General features: G+C 70.3%; 3 protein-coding genes and 1 pseudogene. 1 reads left to right on the top strand and 3 read right to left on the bottom strand.

Annotated elements, in window-relative coordinates; all coding sequences use genetic code 11:
* Positions 1 to 244 precede the first annotated feature (244 nt).
* Positions 245 to 859 carry a superoxide dismutase gene (locus tag AC2W7C_RS16790; RefSeq protein ID WP_486002402.1) on the bottom strand — a complete coding sequence of 205 codons (615 nt, stop codon included), beginning with the start codon at positions 857 to 859 and terminating at the stop codon, positions 245 to 247.
* Between the two features lie 157 nt (positions 860 to 1016).
* Between AC2W7C_RS16790 and AC2W7C_RS16785 the strand changes: the two genes are divergently transcribed.
* A complete protein-coding gene (locus AC2W7C_RS16785; protein ID WP_486002401.1) occupies positions 1017 to 1373 on the top strand; it encodes a hypothetical protein in 357 nt (118 codons plus the stop codon).
* 1 nt (position 1374) lies between these two features.
* Here AC2W7C_RS16785 and AC2W7C_RS16780 read toward each other — a convergent pair whose 3' ends face one another.
* The gene (locus AC2W7C_RS16780) at positions 1375 to 1617 is read right to left on the bottom strand and encodes a hypothetical protein (RefSeq protein ID WP_486002400.1); all 243 of its coding nucleotides are present in this window, start codon (positions 1615 to 1617) and stop codon (positions 1375 to 1377) included.
* A 63-nt stretch (positions 1618 to 1680) separates the two neighbouring features.
* Positions 1681 to 2430, bottom strand: a pseudogene (locus AC2W7C_RS16775) (hypothetical protein); the annotation flags it as partial.

Genomic DNA, 2430 nt, shown 5'->3' with positions numbered 1-2430 from the left:
CGGGTCCGCCGTCTTTTTCCGCCCCGGGGCGAACAGGCCGCCGCCCCGAGGGCGGCCAGGATCAGCGAGGCGGCGGCCAGGCGGACGTGGACATTCATCAGACGGGTTCCTGATCGGCGGCGGGCTCGCCGGAGGGCGACGGTCGAGCTTTCGCCTCGACCAGTCAACAGCGCCGCTGGAGGTTCACGGCGCAAACGAAGGCCGGGCCGCCCAAGCGATCCGGCCTTCCCTGTTCAGACCGCGATCAGGCCGTGGCCGCGGCGAAGAGTTCGTTGGCCTTGTTCCAGTTCACCACCGTCCAGAAGGCCTTCAGATAGTCGGCCCGGCGGTTCTGGTACTTCAGGTAGTAGGCGTGCTCCCACACGTCCGCCGCCAGGACCACGGCGCCCTTTTCGTCGGCGACGTCCATCAGCGGATTGTCCTGGTTGGGGGTCGAGGTGACCTTCAGCTTGCCGTCCTGGACGATCAGCCAGGCCCAGCCCGAGCCGAACTGGCCGGCGCCGGCGGCGTTGAAGTCCTCCTTGAACTTGTCCAGTCCGCCCAGGTCGCGGTCGATCGCGGCCGCCAGCTCGGCCGACGGCTGGCCGGCCTGGTCGGCGGGGGCCAGCAGCTCCCAGAACAGGCTGTGGTTCCAGTGGCCGCCGCCGTTGTTGCGCACGGCCTTGGGTAGTTTGGACATGGTCGCGAACAGCTCTTCCAGCGACTTGCCCTGCAGGGCCGGATCGGCGTCCACGGCCTTGTTCAGATTGTCGACGTAGGTCTGGTGATGCTTGTCGTGGTGGAAGGTCATCGTCTCCTTGTCGATGGCCGGCTCCAGCGCGTCATAGGCGTACGGGAGGGGAGGAAGCGTGAAGGCCATGGGGAGGCTCCTTTCGACGGATTGAGACTGGTCCGCATGTAGGCGCCCGGGCGCGGGACCCAAGGCGCGGCGGTCGGATTTCGTCAGTTTTCGAACGCTTGTCCCGGGCCAAAGGCTGCATGACGCTTCTCGGTGAAGCTTGCGAGGGGAAGGCGCCATGTCGAAGCGGAACAGGATCATCGCGGTGCTGCTCGCCGGGGTCGGGCTCGGCGGCTGCAGCAGCGACCCCGCCTTCTGGGAGGCCGTCGCCCAGGGCCTGGACCAGGCGGCTTACGACATCGCCAACGAACCCGTCTGCAGTTGGTACACGGACCGCTTCGGCGTCGTGCGCCAGAGCTGCGTACCCGCCTATGCGGCCGGCGCGCCGACCTACGTTCCCGACTACAGCTATCGCGATCACCGTCGGCACGACCGCGATGGGCGGCGCGACTGGGACCGCCGCGACCGGGACGGGGACGGAGGCTGGCGCCGGGACCGCGACGGCCACCGCCGTCACGACCGGCGGGGAAAATAGCTCAGCCCTTCGGCAGGTTGGCCTTCAAGCAGTCGCGCACCGCACGGCGCAGGTCGCCGGCGGAGGACGGGTAGTCCACGCCCTCGGCTTCGAACACCGCCCGGACGGCCGCGTCCAGGCCGGACGGCAGGGCGTCCTTCACCCGCTTCTCGCCCTTGGGATGCAGGCAAAAGCCCACCTCGACGCACAGCGCCGCGAACAGGGCGTCCCAGGCCGCCGTGTCTTCCTTGGCCGCTTCAGTCATGATGGTCGCTCCGCATGCGTTGGCGGCCCCGCCTAGCCCTCGAAGGCTCCCTGCGCAAACGGATCAGGGCAGAAGCCCGCTCAGCCAGTGCAGCACGTTCAGCGCGAAGCGCGCGTTGCCGGGCGCGGCGTTCATCCCGAACCGCCGGTCGGCCTGGCCGCTTTCGGGCGGGAACCGGATCAGCTGGGCCGACAGCATGCCCGCCTCGCCCAGCACCACCACCCGGCCTCGGCCATGGTCGAAGGCCAATCCTTGCGCCGATAGGGCGGGCCGGGACAGCTCCGCCACGGCCTCGGCGGCGCCCGAGCCTGCCTGTCCCGCCTGCGCCAGCCGCTCGGCCAGCGCCTGCAGGGTCGGCAGATCCGCCGCCTCGCGCGCGCCCACGGTCATGGGCAGCAGCACCGTCGCCTCGGCCGGCCCCTGCAGCGATTGGCCGGTGAAGGCGGTGACGGTCTGGACCCGCTCATCGGGGTCCCGTCCGGCGATGACCGGGTGATCGCCGAACGCCTCGGCCGGATAGACCAGGGTGGTGGTGAAGTTGAGGTCGTCCGTCATCGCGAAGGCGTAGCCCGTGCCCATCGTCACACCGAAGCGCGCCGCCAGCCCTTCGGCGGCGGCCCCGAACGGCGTGTGGTCGGCGATCAGCAGCAGCTTGCCGCCGTTCCGCACCCAGGCTTCGACCGCGGCCGTCTCGGCCTCGGTGAAGGCGGGCGGGGTGGGCCGTTCCTGCGAACGCCCCGGCGTTGGCGAACGACAGGATGTCGACGCCGTCCAGCCCGCCCGCGTCGAAGGGGCGCGTCCCGGCCCGCACAC

It is taken from the genome of Brevundimonas sp. CURTG3B2_SDJG, assembly GCF_057364705.1.
This window is presented reverse-complemented; position numbering and strand designations above follow the sequence as displayed.

Bases quoted from the DNA above. Each gene is read 5' to 3' on its own strand.
- AC2W7C_RS16790 (WP_486002402.1), bottom strand. From the start codon at position 859: ATGGCCTTCACGCTTCCTCCCCTCCCGTACGCCTATGACGCGCTGGAG.
- AC2W7C_RS16785 (WP_486002401.1), top strand. From the start codon at position 1,017: ATGTCGAAGCGGAACAGGATCATCGCGGTGCTGCTCGCCGGGGTCGGG.
- AC2W7C_RS16780 (WP_486002400.1), bottom strand. From the start codon at position 1,617: ATGACTGAAGCGGCCAAGGAAGACACGGCGGCCTGGGACGCCCTGTTC.